Origin of the sequence: Mesorhizobium sp. CAU 1732 (assembly GCF_039888675.1) — a bacterium.
In the GTDB taxonomy this organism is placed as follows: Bacteria; Pseudomonadota; Alphaproteobacteria; order Rhizobiales; family Rhizobiaceae; genus Aerobium.
Genome location: NZ_JBDQQR010000001.1, coordinates 3318163 through 3332440, shown reverse-complemented (window position 1 = coordinate 3332440; position 14278 = coordinate 3318163). Strand labels below are relative to the sequence as shown.

The window sequence follows — 14278 nt, the reverse complement described above, 5'->3', positions numbered from 1 at the left end:
ATGTTGCCGACCAGGCTCCCCGCGTCGAAGACAGCGTGCCCTTCGCCAAGCTCAACATGCTCTCAGTGAGCCGAATAGATGGATGTTCGGATATGGGAACGATTTGGGATAGGTCCGGGCACTGCCTGTTGTGCTTGACCTAAGCCGATCTGATGAGGTCCTTACCTGCCCGCAATCTCACTTCTGATCGAAAATTTGATTGCCCGGATGCGCCCGAGCGCCATCGGGATCAGGTGCCGTCAAAAGGAGCGACGACAAGCTGATCGATCGCCTGATTCTCATCAATCGGCCGATCGTGGAAACGCCGCTCGGCGCGAAACTGTGCCGTCCGTCCGAGGCGACGGGGCGGAGGATTTTCTAGAACGACGCGCCGGGCCCCCCTGCATTGCTGGCGTCCTTGTAGGTATTTTTATCGCTCTCGGGCAAGGCGGTGCCGCGGAGTTTGGCCGAATATTGCTCGTCGGTATAGCCTGCCGGCGGCGCGCCGCGATACACCGGCCCGCTCGAACCGCAAGCGCTCAAAATGATGCCGATTGCTGCCATCGCCACTGCACGTTGCATTCAAATCTCCTGATTTCGGATGCTGCGCGGACACCTACCACGGAAAGTGGCAGGCTAAAACTGTCGTTCTCCCAAGCCCAAGTCAGATTTTTCCGCGTTGCTCGAGATGGCGTCTCAGCAAGAGCACGTTGCGCTTGTTCGACTTGAAATAGACGTCGAAGATCGAGCCGAGCAGCGGGATCGATCCGATCACCGTGTCGATCGCCACGTTTCCGGCCATGCGGGCGATGAGCGCGCCGCTGGCACCGTGGCTGCGTGCGCGCAGGATGATGTAGGCCGAGACAAGCGCCATCGCCGAATCGCCGACGACCGGCACGAGGCCGGCGACAGCATCGACCCCGAACCGGATCGACGTGCCCGGTATGGTCCAGTTCGAATCGAGGAGTCTCGCAAGCTGGTCGAGTTCGGCCAAAGCCTTGATTTTGGCGGGATCGCCATCTGCGCCGTCGGGAGCCATGCGAGCCGGGCTCATTTCCGTAGGATGACCCAGATCGCGTGGATGATGCCCGGCACGTAACCCAGAAGCGTCAGCAGGATGTTCAGCCAGAACTGAAGTCCGATGCCGACCTGCAGGAAGACGCCGAGCGGAGGAATGAGAATTGCAAGCAGTATGCGAATGACGTCCACACGGGATCTCCATGAGCTTCGTGAGCCCTCTCAACGCGGCAATGCCGAAACGGTTCTGTCCGTACGGTCTTGCCGCGCCGAAGTGATCGCATGAACTGACGAGGCGAAGCCGCTACCAGCCGAACTGGAAGGTGGCTCCCGCATTGCCATTGCCGGTCTGGGTGGCGTGTCCGTTGGTGTTGCGACCGAACTGGAAGAGACCGTAGGAATTGTTGTTGCCGTTCTGGGTCACGGTTCCGTTGTGGCCGCGGCCTTCCTGGTGGACGATGCCCTGATTGCCCCGCCCGTCCTGCGCGATCCCGGCGGCGTTGCCGCTGCCGATCTGGCGGATGGAGGCGCCGCCCTTCACCTGATTGTAGATCGAGTAGAGCGAGAGGCCGGCGCGCATGGCGCGGCTTTCCTGCTCGTTTCTCGGCTGCACATGGACGCTGAGCGAACCGCCGGCCTGCGCTGGCGCGATGAAGGCGGATGTGCCGATCGTGGTGGCGACCAGTGCGGCCATGGCTGTCTTGAGGGCGGTGCGGATCATGTCGGTCTCCTTGCTTCGTCAAGTCTTCGGGCTTCTTCAACCCATGCGAGGAGAATGACGCAGCAGCGCTGAACCGATCCGGAACCGCATGTTCATGGGGCGTTAATCGCCGACGCCATGCGAGACACAACAAAAAGGCCCCGGCATGCCGGAGCCCTTTGTGGTCGGTGCAGATACGCTCAGATCGATCCGAGCGTCTGTTCGCAAACCGATTGCTGGCCGTTGGCATTGAGTTCGAGACGGATATCGAGACTGCGTGCGGAGCCGCCCACCTGCACGCTGCCCAATGTGGCCGTCTCGCCAGCCTGCGCTTCGAACGCGCCGCCTTGCCGGATGTTCGTGCCCTGACCGCTCACGGTGAAAGAATATTCACCCGACAGAGCGCGATCGGCATGCACCACGCCCCGGATCGAGGCCGTGCCGCCGGAGGTGCTCGCGATGATCTCGCAGCGGGGAGCATCCGAATCCGCCTGACTGGCGCCGGAAGCGGCAAACGCCGCGCCGAGGCCGGCGACCAGGACAGCCGCCCCGATCGAGAATGGCTTGCGTATGTCGGTCATCTTGATTCTCCTTTGGCATCCGATCGATCGCCGGGAGGCCTGAGGCGCTCCCGAACGATCGGCTTGCGGGCAAGTCCTTAGCGGCAGGTCTGGACGAAGGCCGCGACATTGCCGCTGCCGCCCTGGCGGACGTTGGCGTCGCAGCCGTTGCCGACCTGAACGCCTGCCGTGATGTTGCCGTTGCCGTCCTGGACGACGATCGAGTTGTGGTTGGAGCCGAACTGGCCGACGCCGGCCGCGTTGTTGCGGCCGGTCTGCGTGGCCTGCACGGTGTTGCGGCGACCGTTCTGGCCGATTGCGATGGTGTTGCGATAGCCGCGCTGATTGCCGACCGCGCTGTTGCGCCGTCCGTCCTGCTGGACGCCGATGTCGTTTCTGTACCCTGTCTGGCGGCCACCGGCCTGATTGGCGTAGCCGAACTGCTCAAGCCAGACGCTGTTTGCGCTGGCAGGAATGGAGGTGAAGCCGACGAGGGCTGCGACTGCTGCGGTGATGAAAAGCTTCGAGGACATGGCGGGTCTCCTGCGGTTGATGTGTCTCGTTGCGAGTACGGGATCACATTCGCATCCGCCTCCGGAACCGATGCTGAACCGGTCGTTCAGCGGCGGTTCATTCGCCGGGCAGGGGATCGTCAACAGGAGAAGGTGCCGCAGCCGGGCTGCGCTGAAGGGAGGTTCAGTCGCGCCAGATCGTGAGTGGCTGGCCGGTCGAAAGCTGGCCGGAATAATGATCCGGCCCGTCTCGTTTCAGGATCGCGATACGGTTGCCGTTGCGCGCATAGAGGAGCATTTCGGCCTCAAGTCCGGCCGTCGTCTCGTCGAGCCGCCAGTCGTTCGTGCCTGCCAGCAGGGGATTGTTGCAGCCGGACGTGCTGGCGCTGCCGCGCGGCGGATTGGCGCCGGACCAGGTGCCGGGTGCCGCGAATGACAGCGAGCAGCCGCAATCGGCCGAGCCGTCGGTCACCGTCCAGCGCCCGCGAATGTCGAACTGGGAGGGAAGGGCACGCGCCGCGAGGTTGCCGGCCACCGCGCCGCCGACCGGGCCGGCAACGAAGGTTCCCGCGCCGGCGATTGCGGTGCGGCCGACATTGCGCCCGACATTCCAGGCGGTCGCCGCGCCGAAGGCCGTCATGCGGGGTGGCTTGGCGGGCGGCCCGTCCGGCAGCGGCACGGCGCACTGCATCGGCCCCATGAACGACCCTTGCGCGGCAGCCACCGAATTCTCGCCGTCGCCCGACTGGCACGCGGCCAAAGCGATCGCCACGGCCGCCAGGGCGCCGGCCCTGCTGAGTACAGATTTCACAGTCCAGTTCCCCATCATGCACTCGCCATGCGCAATGACCATGGCGAGAGTTTGATCCCATCGCCTTGGCAACCCGCCGCATTGCCCTTCGGCGCCGGATGGCCTACATACGCGCCGACCAATTCTTCCCGCACCGGTAAACGGAGTCGTCGCGCGCCATGGCACGCCAGTTCATCTATCACATGTCGGGCCTGACCAAGGCTTACGGCACCAAGAAGGTTCTCGAGAACCTCAATATCTCGTTCTATCCCGAAGCCAAGATCGGCATTCTCGGCCCCAACGGCGCCGGCAAGTCGACCGTGCTCAAGATCATGGCCGGTCTCGACAAGGACTGGAGCGGCGAAGCCTGGCTCGCCGACGGCGCGACCGTGGGCTACCTCGCGCAGGAGCCGCAGCTCGATCCGCAGCTCAGCGTCTTCGGCAACGTCATGGAAGGCGTGGCCAAGAAGACCGCGATCATCGAGCGCTACAACGAGCTGATGATGAACTACTCGGACGAGACGGCGGACGAGTCCGCCCAGCTCCAGGACGAGATGGACCGGCTCAATCTGTGGGATCTCGAGCAGCAGGTCGAGATGGCCATGGAGGCGCTTGCCTGCCCGCCCAAGGATGCGGACGTCACCAAGCTCTCCGGTGGCGAGCGTCGCCGCGTGGCGCTGTGTCAGCTTCTGCTGCGCGAGCCCGACCTGCTTCTGCTCGATGAGCCGACCAACCATCTCGACGCCGAGACGACGGCCTGGCTGGAAAAGCATCTGCGCGCCTACAAGGGCGCCGTGATGATCATCACCCACGATCGCTACTTCCTCGACAACGTCACCGGCTGGATCCTCGAACTCGATCGCGGCCGCGGCATCCCCTACGAGGGCAACTACACCGCCTACCTCGAAGCCAAGGCCAAGCGCCTGAAGCAGGAGGGCCGCGAAGACGACGCCCGTCAGCGCTCGATCAACCGCGAACGCGAGTGGATTGCGTCCAGCCCCAAGGCACGCCAGACGAAGTCGAAGGCCCGTATCAAGGCGTTCGAGGAGCTTCTGGAGGCTGCCGACAGCCGCCGTCCTTCCGACACCCAGATCGTCATCCCGCATGGCGAGCGGCTGGGTAATGTCGTCATCGAAGTCGAGGATCTGTCGAAGGGCTTCGGCGAGCGCCTGTTGATCGAGGATCTGAACTTCAAGCTGCCGCCCGGCGGCATCGTCGGCATCATCGGCCCGAACGGCGCCGGCAAGACCACGCTGTTCAAGATGATCACCGGTCAGGAAACCCCGGACAAGGGCTCGATCCGCGTGGGCGAGACGGTGAAGCTCGGCTATGTCGACCAGAGCCGCGACGCGCTCGATCCCAACAAGACCGTCTGGGAAGAGATTTCCGGCGGTGCCGAAGTCGTCAAGCTCGGCAAGCACGAGGCCAATACGCGCGCCTATTGTTCGTCCTTCAACTTCCGCGGCGGCGATCAGCAGCAGAAGGTCGGCAATCTGTCAGGCGGTCAGCGCAACCGCGTGCATCTGGCCAAGATGCTGAAGACCGGCGGTAACGTTCTTCTCCTCGACGAACCGACCAACGATCTGGATACCGAAACGCTGGCCGCGCTCGAAGATGCACTCGAAAGCTACGCAGGCTGCGCGGTCATCATCAGCCATGATCGCATGTTCCTCGACCGTCTTGCGACCCACATCCTCGCATTCGAAGGCGACAGCCATGTCGAGTGGTTCGAAGGCAATTTCGAGGAGTATGAGAAGGACAAGGTGCGCCGTCTCGGCCCGGACGCCCTCAACCCGCACCGCATGACCTACAAGCGCCTGACGCGCTGAGTTTGAATTTCACGCTTGAAGATCGGCGAGCCCTGTGCCCGCCGTTTTCGTTTCCGGAGCAAGCGGCGAGCTTGTTCGTCTGACTGATGCCATCGCATTTGACGTGATTAAGGTCGCATAAACGCAATGCCCCTATTTTGAACTATCTATATTCGTGACCTTAGAACGGCCGCGATGCAGCATCTGGCTGCATGTTCAGGACGAGAACCATGAATCGCGCGATCATCAGCGGCATCGGCGTCACGCTACCGGAAGACAGCCTGTCCAACGAGGAACTGGTCGAGAGCCTCAATCTCTGGGTCGATCGAGAGAATGCAACGCGGCTGGCGGACGGGCTCGATCCGCTTCAGAAATCGAGCGCCGACTTCATCTACCACGCATCCGGCATTCGCAACCGTCGGGTTCATACGCGTGACGGGATACTCGATCCCGACCGCATGGCGCCCCGGATACCCGCACGCGCGGATGACGAATTGTCGGTGCAGGCTGAGTTCGGCGCGGCTGCGGCGCGCGCGGCGCTCGATGATGCAGGCGTCGATGCCGCCGACGTCGATCTCGTCATCTGCGCAGGCTCGCACCTTCAGCGGCTCTACCCGTCGATCGGGATCGAGATCCAGCGGGAAATCGGCGCGCAGGGTGCGGCGTTCGATCTCAGCCTCGGTTGCTCGTCGGCTGCCGCAGGGCTGCATGTCGCGTTCAATCTGGTGCGGTCCGGCGCGCATCGCAGGGCGCTCGTGATCACGCCCGAACTCATCACCGCGCATCTGAATTTCCGCGACAGGCAGACGCATTTCATCTTCGGCGACGCGGCGACCGCACTGCTGATCGAAGCGGTGGATGGAGACGAGCAGCGCGCGGGGCGTTTCGAGGTTCTCGATACGCGCAACTGGACGCAGTTCTCGAACAACATCCGCTCCAATTTCAGCTACCTGAATCGCGCCGCCGAGGAAGACGCCTCGCGCGTGCCGACAGAGGGCAATCTGATCAAGCAGCAGGGCAACAAGGTCTTCAAGGATGTGACGGTTGCGAGCCATCGCTTCATCGTCGACTTCCTTTCGGAGCATGGCCGGACGCCGGATACGGTGAGGCGCTTCTGGCTGCATCAGGCCAATGCGCGCATGAACCAGATGATCCTGAAGCTCGCCTTCGGCCAGGAAGTCGGTCACGACCGCGCGCCGATGGTGCTGGATCGATTGGGCAACACGGCCGCCGCCGGAGCGGTGATCGCACTCTACGAGAATCATCGCGACATGAAGGCCGGCGACTATGGGCTCCTTTGTACCTACGGCGCCGGCTATTCGATCGGCGGCGCGCTTCTGCGCATGATGTGATCATCGCCGCATCGAATGGAATGATCAGCGGTTTTTGCTGGACGACACCGCGCGTCGCGGGCAGTTTCGCGCTTTGAGCGAAGCTGCGGGATCCCGATGATGCTCGACCTGTTTGGCAGGCAAGACGACGAGATTGAAATCCTGCCGGGCCGCAAGCTGCAGGCGAGGGTCGACGGCCTGTTCGTCGCTGCGTCGGATCATTTCGAAACGCGCGCCACGAGCGCGCTGGACCTTACCTTCGACGGGATTCCCGGCGACGTCCACGGCGGCAAGACGCGGCGCTCGGGCGGGCGGGAGCCGTGGTATCCACGTGGCACCGAGATCCGCAACGAGCGCCAGCTTTCGATCATTGCCGCCGACGAACTCGCGATCGTCGCCGAACGGATGGGCATCGCGGAGATCAAGCCGGAATGGATCGGTGCGAACATGGTGATCGCGGGCGTGCCCCGGCTTTCCATGCTGCCGGCGGGTACGATGCTGTTCTTAAAGGGTGGCGTCACGCTGAAGGTCGATGCGCAGAACGGCCCATGCCGCATCGCCGGACGATCGGTGGCCGAGCATGTCGGGATGGCTGATGTCGAGGCGGGTGCGCTGGCGTTTCCCAAGGCCGCAAAGCGCCTGCGGGGCGTCGTGGGCTGGGTCGAGAAGCCGGGCCGTATCGAGGATGGCGAAGAGATTTCGGTGCGGGTGCTGGAGCAGTGGATCTACAGGTAGGGGGTGACCGCCTATTCTTCTTCGTCTGCGTCCAGCAGGCGGGTCGCACGCCACTGCGTCAGCGTCTCGTTGATCTCGTCGACCACGAAAAAGCGTGCCGCGTCGCGGTCGTAGCCGTCTTCCAGAAGCGTGTCGTAGGACGAATGCTCGTGGCGGACATAGGTGATCGTCGCGATCCAGACGGCGATCGATGGCGGCAGGTCGCGCAGTTTGCGCTCAAGCGCCATCTCGCGGATCTTTTCGATGTCCGCGTAAGGTGCCATGGGCAAAAGGAGGGTCAGCGCCTTGGCGATCACGCGCTGCCTGTTGGTCGATGCCTTCATCGCGCAGACTTGCCTGTAATGGCGTCCGGGATGGAGTCGGTCGAGGCGTAGTAGGGCTTCACGTCTATGATCGGTGTGCCGTCGAGGACGTCGATCGCTTCGAGGTCGAGCACGCCGGTCGAAACGTCGAGGCCCGTCAGCCGGACGATGTGCACGCCGACCGGGTTGGGACGCACCGGCGAGCGCAGCGCAAAGGTTCCGCGTGGCGCGGCTGCATGGCGCGGCTTCTGGACGATCAGGTTGCGCGCCGCCTTGTCCAGCCACGTCAACACGACGAGATGGCTGACGGTTTCCAGCCCGCCAAGACCTTGCCTGTAGGGCTGTTCGATCTCGATTGACGCAGGCCGTGCCATTTCGCGCGCGGCCGCCATGTTCTTGGGACACTCGGCTCGATCGATCCATGGCGATCTGACGCGCCCGATGAAGACGAGACCCGCTTCTGGGGCGAGGGTGCCCGGGTCGACATTCAGTTCGATCTCGCCCTCCCGTTTTTCGCTCATCTCTTGGGTTCCTTATGGATGAGCGGCGTTTTCATGTCGGGATGCGACATCGCTCTTGCCACCAATCGCAGGTTCATATAAATATATCTTTATGTGTTTTTGGAGCGTGCAATGCTGAAGCGGCCCGCCACAGGCTTGTTAGAGATGGTAGATACCCTGAAGGCTGCTGCCGAATCCAGCCGCCTGCGGATTCTGGTGCTGCTGTCACGCGGCGATCTCACCGTGACGGATATAACGGAAATCCTCAATCAGTCGCAGCCGCGCGTGTCGCGGCACCTGAAGCTTCTCATGGAGGCGCGGCTGGTCGAGCGCTACCAGGAGGGCTCCTGGGCCTATTTCCGGCTGTCCGATGGCGAGAGCGCCGGCGATTTCATCTCAGGCGTCATCGGTCGCGTCGATGCGGCCGACGCGATCGTGGAACGCGATCTGGAGCGACTGTCCGCGGTGAAGCGCAAGCGGCAGGAAAGGGCGGCGGACTATTTTAGCGCCAACGCCGCAAGCTGGGATCAACTCCGGTCGCTTCATGTGCCGGATGGGGCCGTCGAGGGTGCGCTGCATGAACTCGTCGGCGAAAGGCCGTTTCAGGCGATGCTCGACCTGGGCACCGGAACGGGCCGGTTGCTCGAGATATTCGCTCCGCTCTATCGCCGTGGCGTCGGTATCGATCTGTCGCGCGAAATGTTGGCGGTTGCGCGATCCAACCTCGATCAGGCCGATGTCGCGCACGCACAGGTGCGTCAGGGCGATCTCTACGCCCCGCCTGTCGAGCGTGACGCATTCGACCTCGTGACCATGCATCAGGTGCTGCACTATCTGGACGAGCCGGGTGTCGCCATTCGCGAAGCGGCGCGGCTGATGCGCCCGGCGGGGCGTCTCGTCATCGTCGATTTCGCCCCGCATGGGCTGGAGTTCCTGCGCGAGGAACACGCCCATGTGCGTCTGGGCTTTTCCGAGCGGCAGATCGCCGAGTGGCTGGATGAAGCCGGTCTCGACCTCGAAGCCGAACGCACCTTCGCCCCCACCGACGACGCCGGTTTGACCGTCAAGCTTTGGCTTGCACGCGACCGGCGTCTTCTGATCGCCGACACCGGCCAATCGACGCACAGCTTTCAGGAGACCGTCTGATGAGCGACCTTCGCCTTTCCCGCCGCCCCGACATCGGCGATCGCATCAAGGTGTCGTTCGAGTTCTTCCCGCCCAAGAGCGACGATATGGAGACGCGCCTTTGGGACACGATCACGAGGCTTGAGCCGCTGGCGCCCAATTATGTGTCGGTGACTTACGGCGCGGGCGGATCGACCCGCGAACGCACGGCCCGCACCGTGTCGCGTATCCTCAACGAGAGCGCCCTGAAGCCCGCCGCGCACATGACATGCGTCGATGCCACGCGCGCGGACGTGGAAGAAGTGGTGCGCGACTTCGCATCCATGGGTGTCACGCGTTTCGTGGCGCTGCGTGGTGACCCTGCGGCCGGCGTCGGCCAAGCCTATCGCCCGCATCCGCAAGGCTATTCGAACGGTGCCGAACTCGTCGGCGCGATCCGTGCGATCGGCGATTTTGAAGTGTCGGTATCCGCCTATCCGGAAAAGCATCCCGAGAGCGCCGATTTCGCCACCGACATCGACATGCTCAAGCGCAAGGTCGACAATGGCGCGACGCGCGCGATCACCCAGTTCTTCTTCGACAACGATCTTTACGAGCGCTATGTCGAGCGCGCCCGCCGGGCGGGCATCTATATCCCGATCGTTCCGGGGATTCTGCCGATCCACAATTTCGGCCAGGTGGCCAATTTCTCGGCACGCTGCGGCGCGCATGTTCCGGCGTGGCTTGCCGAGCGCTTCGACGGCCTCGACAAGGACCCCCAGACCCACGCGCTTGTGGCATCGGCTATCGCCGCGGAACAGGTGCTCGATCTCGTCGAGCGCGGCATCGGGGAGTTTCACTTCTATACGATGAACCGCGCGGACCTCGCCTTCGCGATCTGCCACCTCATCGGCATCCGCCCGGCGGTCATCAACACGACCTCGGCTGCCGCGTAGCGCGGTCACGAATTGGCATGCAAAAAGGGCCGGAGATCATCCGGCCCTTTCTGTATTCCTCAGTCGTTTCAGAAAACCGACGGCTTTGCCGTCAAGCCAGAACCCCCATGATCACAGCGCCGATGAAGGCGAACGCAGCACAAATCATCAAGGCATTGATTGGTCGCGCAAGTCCCATGACATAGTCTCCTCTACCGACTATCGATGGATTCTAGGCGGTAATCGGCTGCTGGCAAGGGCATTTTGTGCTGCAATGCGACACGCCTGTAGGAAATGCGACCTGCATTCGGGGCCACGCATTTGATTTCGCTCGACAATCGATCGTGGCGAACCTGTGAACAAAATGTGGCTGGCCGCCTCAACCGTTAACCGGCTCGCAAAAGCGATTGCAGCCACGCGGCGGCCGACAGCATCCTCTGATCCTGGCCGAAGCGGGCGACGACCTGAACGCCGAGCGGCAGCCCATGTGCGTCCGCGATGCCGGGGACGTTGACGCAAGGGTTTCCCGCCAGGCTCCAGAGCTTGTTGAAGGTCGGTACACCGGTCGTTTCCAATCCCTTTGGTGCCGCACCCGGCGCGGACGGCTTGATGAGGATATCGACATCCGAAAACAGTTCGGTCGCGGCATGGCGCGCATGGCGTGCGATGCGTCTGGCCGCATCGTATTCGGACGGCGCGATGGCTGTGCCTTCGAGCAATGTCTCGCGAAGCTTCGCGCTCATGCGGCTCTCGTTGAGCGCAAGGTCGCCTGCGAGAGCAAGGCCCGCTTCGTAGTTCTGGATGGTGGCGTGGGCTTCCCGCGCGGCGGCGAGCAGGTCGGGCTCGGTGACATCCATCACCGTGGCGCCGGCATCGGCCGCAAGTGCCGCGATCGTCTGCACGGCTGCACGCATATCCTGCGACGCATCGTTCCAGATGGCGCTGCGGTAGATGCCGATGCGCAGGCTTGCAGGCTCGACAGGCTCCGCCTCGAGCGGCCGCCCCGTGAGCGCGGTCGCGAAGGCTGCCACATCGGCGACGGACGCCGCGAAGAGGCCGACGGTGTCGAGCGACCATGAGAAGGTCTTCATGCCCGTCGCGGGCAGGAGCCGAAAGCTCGGCTTGTATCCGGCGACGCCGCAGAAGGATGCCGGGCGGATGATCGATCCGCCGGTCTGCGTTCCGATCGCGGCCGGGATCATGCCGGCGGCGACCGCGGCTGCCGACCCCGATGAAGAACCGCCCGGCGTATGGGCCGGATCGTGCGGATTGCGCGTCTTGCCCGGCGTGAAATAGGCGAACTCGGTCGTGACAGTCTTTCCCACGATCGCGCCACCCGCCCGCCGCGCCATGGCAACGATGGCCGCGTCGGATTTGGGCTGGTTGCCGGCATAGATCGGCGTTCCGTACCGCGTCTCCATGTCGAACGTGTCGAAGATGTCCTTCACGCCGATGGCGATGCCGGCGAGCGGCCCCGTCGCCGTTTCCGCCTGGTGCAGGAGGGTTGCACGATCCGCCGTCCGCTCGAAGGCGAGGACGTCCGGTTCGCGCGCTGCGATGGCATCAAGGCTTGCCTCGACGGCTTCACGCGCCGTTCTTTTGCCCGCGCGCACATCCGCGAGAATGGAAATGACCGATTGCATGGCGATGCCCCCCTGTACCGCCGAAAGCTATCGCCGCTTCAGGAGCCTGCCGTCAATGGTGAGCAGGCCCAGCGCGATCAGCCCCATGCCGAGCATCTCGAAGAGTTCGAGCCGTTCGCCGAGGAAAAGCGCGCCGAGCAGGATCGCGCTCACCGGCACGATCAGCGTCACCAGCGAGGTGTTGGTAGCGCCGGCGGACTGGATGAGCCGGAAGAACAGGATGTAGGCGAAGGCGGTGGCGAGGAGCGCGAGGCAGAACACGGCCGCCCATGCATCCATGCTTGCGGAGAAAAGCCCGGATGGCCCGTGTGTGAAGAGCACGACGGGGATCATGATCACGGTCGAGGCCGTCAACTGCCCGGTGGCGATGATCGGCGGCGGCAGTCTGGAGAATTTTCGCGCGAAGATTGCCGCGAACCCATAGGATACCGCTGTCCCCACGAGAGCGAGCTTGGCCCAGACAGGGCCGCCGAGACCGGCCAGCACGCCCGGGCCGATCATGACCGCGGCACCCATGATGCCGAGCACGACGCCGATCGACTTGTTCCACGAAAGTTTCTCGTCGGACGTCAGGAGATTGGCGAGGATCATCGTCCAGAACGGCGTCGTTGCGTTGAGGATGGAGGCGGCTCCGGCACCGAGTTCCGTCTGCCCGGCAAACATCAGGCTGAACGGGATGATGTTGTTGAGGAGCGCCAGAACGACGAAGCTTCCGGCCATCGGCAGCGCCAGCCGGAACGACGGGCCGGCGACAGCCAGATAGAGGTGCAGCGCGATAGCCGCAATGGCGACGCGAAACAGCACGAGGTTCAGAGGCGGGATTTCCGCCACCGCGATGCGCGCGAAGAAGAACGAACCGCCCCACAGCGCGCCGAGAACCAGGAGCATGCCCCAGTTGACGGCGGTCATCGGCCCCGTCGTCATTTTGCTGTCTGTGGCGGCCATGCGATATCCTCCGGTCTTCCAGGTGATTGCGTAGGACAGGCGTCATTCTCCCGCCACCCGCTTCGTGTTCTGGTCCATGCGATAGCGCGTGGTGGCGAAGACCGCCCTGCCGGCACTTTGTCGCGACAGGCTGGGCTGTTAGGGTCCGCCACGATCACACAAGGAGATCGCACTTGCAGCGATTCGAAAATGCACGCGAAGCAGCCCTCGCGCTTCGCCCCGACGATCCGGTCTACTGCTTTCGCCCCGAGGTTCTGAAGGAAGACTGCCGCCAGTTCATGTCGATGTTTCCCGGCAAGACGGCCTATGCGGTGAAGACCAATGGCGAGCCGATGGTCTTGAAGGCGCTTTCCGAAGCAGGCGTCACTTGTTTCGACGTGGCGTCACCGCAGGAAATCGCCGATGTGCGGGCTGTCGCGCCCAAGGCCGAGATGCTCTACATGCACCCGGTCAAGGCGCAGTCGCATATCCGTCTGGCGCTCGAGGAGTACGGCATCCGGGTCGTCGCGATCGACCATGAGGACGAGATCACGAAACTGACGCGCGTCGTCAAGGCGCTCGACATCGACCCCGGCACGATCACCGTCTTCGTCCGCATCCAGACCAAGGGAAGCGCGGCCTACGAACTCTCCAAGAAGTTCGGCGCGGGACCGGCGGCTGCCGTCGAACTCGCCGACCGGCTAGGGCGCGGTGGCTTCAAGGTGGGGCTGTGCTTCCACGTCGGCAGCCAGATCGAGGATCCCGACACCTATGAGCGCGCGCTGGCCTCGGCCGACTGGGTGCGCAACCGCGTCTCCACGCCGATCGCGTCGCTCGATGTCGGCGGCGGTTTCCCCGCCGAATACGGCCATGATCCGAACCGCAAGAAGCCGGAGATGCCATCGCTCGGGCAGTTGATGTCGCGCCTGCGCAACGACATTCAGGAATGGAACTTTGGCGATATGCCGCTGGTGGCGGAGCCGGGCCGCGTCATCGTCGCGCGCGCCTATTCGCTGATCGTGCGCGTGCTTCTGCGCAAGGGCAGGCGGCTCTACATCAATGACGGCATCTGGGCTTCGTTGTCGGATTCGTGGACCGGCAAGATCACGCTTCCGGCGCGATTCATCCCCGATCCCGCGATCCGCAGCCGCAACGGCGATCCCAAGAAGATCGCGCCTTTCAAGGTCTGCGGTGCGACCTGCGATTCCGTCGACATCCTCTCAAGGCCGTTCTGGCTTCCGGAGACGGTCGATACGGGCGACTGGATCGAGATCGGCCATATCGGCGCCTATTCGCTGTCGCTGCGCACGCGCTTCAACGGGTTTTATCCCGACACGTTCGTGGAGGTGACGACGCCGTTCGACGAGGGCGGCATGCCGGAAGGCTTCGCGAGCCTGGAGACGATGGCGGATTAGGCTCGACGGATATGCTAGGCGCG

General features: G+C 63.6%; 17 protein-coding genes and 1 pseudogene. 7 read left to right on the top strand and 11 right to left on the bottom strand.

From position 1 onward, the window contains the following. Nucleotides 1-241: 241 nt before the first annotated feature. Nucleotides 242-340 (top strand): annotated as a pseudogene (locus AAFN55_RS16215) (arsenate reductase (glutaredoxin)); the annotation flags it as partial. Between the two features lie 17 nt (nucleotides 341-357). Here the strand turns inward: AAFN55_RS16215 and AAFN55_RS16210 are convergent. From AAFN55_RS16210 to AAFN55_RS16180, 7 genes are all read right to left on the bottom strand, one after another. Then, nucleotides 358-561, bottom strand: coding sequence for a hypothetical protein (locus tag AAFN55_RS16210; protein WP_347799859.1), 204 nt, complete (start codon nucleotides 559-561; stop codon nucleotides 358-360). An 82-nt stretch (nucleotides 562-643) separates the two neighbouring features. Next, entirely contained in the window at nucleotides 644-1018 is a 375-nt protein-coding gene (locus AAFN55_RS16205; protein WP_347799858.1) for a DUF4112 domain-containing protein, read from the bottom strand. Between the two features lie 11 nt (nucleotides 1019-1029). Continuing rightward, nucleotides 1030-1188, bottom strand: coding sequence for a YqaE/Pmp3 family membrane protein (locus AAFN55_RS16200; protein WP_347799857.1), 159 nt, complete (start codon nucleotides 1186-1188; stop codon nucleotides 1030-1032). A 112-nt stretch (nucleotides 1189-1300) separates the two neighbouring features. After that, nucleotides 1301-1717, bottom strand: coding sequence for a curlin (locus AAFN55_RS16195; protein WP_347799856.1), 417 nt, complete (start codon nucleotides 1715-1717; stop codon nucleotides 1301-1303). A gap of 179 nt (nucleotides 1718-1896) precedes the next feature. Continuing rightward, the gene (gene csgH / locus AAFN55_RS16190; RefSeq protein WP_347799855.1) at nucleotides 1897-2277 is read right to left on the bottom strand and encodes a curli-like amyloid fiber formation chaperone CsgH; all 381 of its coding nucleotides are present in this window, start codon (nucleotides 2275-2277) and stop codon (nucleotides 1897-1899) included. 77 nt (nucleotides 2278-2354) lie between these two features. After that, the gene (locus AAFN55_RS16185) at nucleotides 2355-2789 is read right to left on the bottom strand and encodes a curlin (protein ID WP_347799854.1); all 435 of its coding nucleotides are present in this window, start codon (nucleotides 2787-2789) and stop codon (nucleotides 2355-2357) included. Nucleotides 2790-2952: 163 nt separating this feature from the next. Beyond that, the gene (locus AAFN55_RS16180; RefSeq protein WP_347799853.1) at nucleotides 2953-3579 is read right to left on the bottom strand and encodes an AprI/Inh family metalloprotease inhibitor; all 627 of its coding nucleotides are present in this window, start codon (nucleotides 3577-3579) and stop codon (nucleotides 2953-2955) included. Between the two features lie 158 nt (nucleotides 3580-3737). Between AAFN55_RS16180 and ettA the strand changes: the two genes are divergently transcribed. The 3 genes from ettA (at nucleotide 3738) to AAFN55_RS16165 (ending at nucleotide 7432) form a co-directional block, all read left to right on the top strand. Continuing rightward, nucleotides 3738-5387, top strand: coding sequence for an energy-dependent translational throttle protein EttA (ettA, locus tag AAFN55_RS16175; RefSeq protein ID WP_347799852.1), 1650 nt, complete (start codon nucleotides 3738-3740; stop codon nucleotides 5385-5387). 209 nt (nucleotides 5388-5596) lie between these two features. Next, complete coding sequence (locus tag AAFN55_RS16170) at nucleotides 5597-6718, top strand: beta-ketoacyl-ACP synthase III (RefSeq protein ID WP_347799851.1); 1122 nt, start codon at nucleotides 5597-5599, stop codon at nucleotides 6716-6718. Nucleotides 6719-6817: 99 nt separating this feature from the next. Further along, nucleotides 6818-7432, top strand: coding sequence for an MOSC domain-containing protein (locus AAFN55_RS16165; protein WP_347799850.1), 615 nt, complete (start codon nucleotides 6818-6820; stop codon nucleotides 7430-7432). Between the two features lie 11 nt (nucleotides 7433-7443). Here AAFN55_RS16165 and AAFN55_RS16160 read toward each other — a convergent pair whose 3' ends face one another. Both AAFN55_RS16160 and tsaA read right to left on the bottom strand, forming a co-directional pair. Then, nucleotides 7444-7755 (bottom strand): DUF2293 domain-containing protein, encoded by a 312-nt coding sequence (locus AAFN55_RS16160; protein WP_347799849.1) that lies wholly within the window; start codon nucleotides 7753-7755, stop codon nucleotides 7444-7446. Further along, nucleotides 7752-8255 (bottom strand): tRNA (N6-threonylcarbamoyladenosine(37)-N6)-methyltransferase TrmO, encoded by a 504-nt coding sequence (gene tsaA / locus AAFN55_RS16155; protein ID WP_347799848.1) that lies wholly within the window; start codon nucleotides 8253-8255, stop codon nucleotides 7752-7754. The genes AAFN55_RS16160 and tsaA overlap by 4 nt, the downstream gene beginning before the upstream one ends. Before the next feature lie 144 nt (nucleotides 8256-8399). On the opposite strand from tsaA, the gene AAFN55_RS16150 reads away from it, so the two are divergent. Next, on the top strand, nucleotides 8400-9380 hold the full coding sequence (locus AAFN55_RS16150; protein ID WP_347799847.1) for a metalloregulator ArsR/SmtB family transcription factor: 981 nt from the start codon (nucleotides 8400-8402) through the stop codon (nucleotides 9378-9380). Further along, entirely contained in the window at nucleotides 9380-10294 is a 915-nt protein-coding gene (gene metF, locus AAFN55_RS16145; protein WP_347799846.1) for a methylenetetrahydrofolate reductase [NAD(P)H], read from the top strand. Before AAFN55_RS16150 ends, metF begins: the two co-directional genes overlap by 1 nt. Nucleotides 10295-10659: 365 nt before the next feature. Here metF and AAFN55_RS16140 read toward each other — a convergent pair whose 3' ends face one another. Beyond that, nucleotides 10660-11916, bottom strand: coding sequence for an amidase (locus AAFN55_RS16140; protein WP_347799845.1), 1257 nt, complete (start codon nucleotides 11914-11916; stop codon nucleotides 10660-10662). A gap of 27 nt (nucleotides 11917-11943) precedes the next feature. Beyond that, on the bottom strand, nucleotides 11944-12861 hold the full coding sequence (locus AAFN55_RS16135) for a DMT family transporter (protein ID WP_347799844.1): 918 nt from the start codon (nucleotides 12859-12861) through the stop codon (nucleotides 11944-11946). Nucleotides 12862-13034: 173 nt separating this feature from the next. On the opposite strand from AAFN55_RS16135, the gene AAFN55_RS16130 reads away from it, so the two are divergent. After that, entirely contained in the window at nucleotides 13035-14255 is a 1221-nt protein-coding gene (locus AAFN55_RS16130; protein ID WP_347799843.1) for an alanine racemase, read from the top strand. Nucleotides 14256-14278 lie beyond the last annotated feature (23 nt).

Coding starts and splice junctions, on each gene's coding strand:
- AAFN55_RS16210 (WP_347799859.1), bottom strand. CDS start 561: ATGCAACGTGCAGTGGCGATGGCAGCAATCGGCATCATTTTGAGCGCT.
- AAFN55_RS16205 (WP_347799858.1), bottom strand. CDS start 1,018: ATGGCTCCCGACGGCGCAGATGGCGATCCCGCCAAAATCAAGGCTTTG.
- AAFN55_RS16195 (WP_347799856.1), bottom strand. CDS start 1,717: ATGATCCGCACCGCCCTCAAGACAGCCATGGCCGCACTGGTCGCCACC.
- csgH (WP_347799855.1), bottom strand. CDS start 2,277: ATGACCGACATACGCAAGCCATTCTCGATCGGGGCGGCTGTCCTGGTC.
- AAFN55_RS16185 (WP_347799854.1), bottom strand. CDS start 2,789: ATGTCCTCGAAGCTTTTCATCACCGCAGCAGTCGCAGCCCTCGTCGGC.
- ettA (WP_347799852.1), top strand. CDS start 3,738: ATGGCACGCCAGTTCATCTATCACATGTCGGGCCTGACCAAGGCTTAC.
- AAFN55_RS16170 (WP_347799851.1), top strand. CDS start 5,597: ATGAATCGCGCGATCATCAGCGGCATCGGCGTCACGCTACCGGAAGAC.
- AAFN55_RS16165 (WP_347799850.1), top strand. CDS start 6,818: ATGCTCGACCTGTTTGGCAGGCAAGACGACGAGATTGAAATCCTGCCG.
- AAFN55_RS16160 (WP_347799849.1), bottom strand. CDS start 7,755: ATGAAGGCATCGACCAACAGGCAGCGCGTGATCGCCAAGGCGCTGACC.
- tsaA (WP_347799848.1), bottom strand. CDS start 8,255: ATGAGCGAAAAACGGGAGGGCGAGATCGAACTGAATGTCGACCCGGGC.
- AAFN55_RS16150 (WP_347799847.1), top strand. CDS start 8,400: ATGGTAGATACCCTGAAGGCTGCTGCCGAATCCAGCCGCCTGCGGATT.
- metF (WP_347799846.1), top strand. CDS start 9,380: ATGAGCGACCTTCGCCTTTCCCGCCGCCCCGACATCGGCGATCGCATC.
- AAFN55_RS16140 (WP_347799845.1), bottom strand. CDS start 11,916: ATGCAATCGGTCATTTCCATTCTCGCGGATGTGCGCGCGGGCAAAAGA.
- AAFN55_RS16135 (WP_347799844.1), bottom strand. CDS start 12,861: ATGGCCGCCACAGACAGCAAAATGACGACGGGGCCGATGACCGCCGTC.